Here is an 834-nt window from a genome sequence, read left to right as displayed (position 1 = left end):
GAAGAGACCCGAGCCGATGCCGACGATGACAGCGAGGACGAGGATCTTCACGCCGGACGCGACGATGTTGCCGAGGACTTTCTCGGCGAGGAAGGCTGTCCGGCTGAACAGCGCAAACGGGATCAGCACGAAGCCTGCCAGTGTCGTCAGCTTGAACTCAATGAGCGTGACAAAGATCTGGACGGCCAGAATGAAGAACGCGATCAGCACGATCGCCCAGGCGGTCATAAGCACTGCGATCTGGACAAAATTTTCGAAGAACGAGACGTAGCCCATCAGCTGGCTGGCGGCTTCGAGGATCGGATTGCCGGCATCGATGCCGACCTGCGCGACGCGGCCCGGCTGCAGGAGTGCGGGGCCCGAGAGCGCTGATCCTCCTGCCTTCAGTCCAAGCCCCGAGAAACTCTCGAAGACGATGCCGGCGAGGCGATTGAAGTTGCCGATGATGAAGGCGAAGAAGCCGATATAGAGCGTCTTCTTCACCAGCCGATGCAGCATGTCCTCGTCAGCGCCCCATGCCCAGAAAAGGCCGGCAAGCGTGATGTCGATGACGATCAGCGTGGAGGTGAGAAATGCCACTTCGCCGCCGAGCAGGCCGAATCCGGAATCGATATAGCGGGTAAAGGTTTCCAGGAAGCGGTCGATTACGCCCGTGTCGTTCATGGCGCCACCGTGTTCGAACGGGTATCTTGGGTATCGGCCGGGGTCGAAGGGGTCAGCGGCTGCAGCCGGCTCTGATCCTTCTCGATCGGTGGAGCGGCGTATGGTGCCACGGGTCGGGATGGCCGCAGGAAACGCCGGCGGTTTTCGGCCCAAGCCCTCCTGCAGGCCTCG

At 61.4% G+C, this 834-nt stretch carries 1 protein-coding gene; it reads right to left on the bottom strand.

Annotation, left to right across the window (positions count from 1 at the left end):
- Positions 1-663, bottom strand: a 663-nt coding sequence (trbL, locus tag EN879_RS37560; protein WP_127274793.1) for a P-type conjugative transfer protein TrbL, incomplete at its 3' end; no start/stop codon positions are given.
- Positions 664-834 lie beyond the last annotated feature (171 nt).

Origin of the sequence: Mesorhizobium sp. M7A.F.Ca.AU.002.02.1.1, assembly GCF_003998535.1 — a bacterium.
GTDB classification, from domain to species: Bacteria; Pseudomonadota; Alphaproteobacteria; order Rhizobiales; family Rhizobiaceae; genus Mesorhizobium; species Mesorhizobium ciceri.
This window is presented reverse-complemented; position numbering and strand designations above follow the sequence as displayed.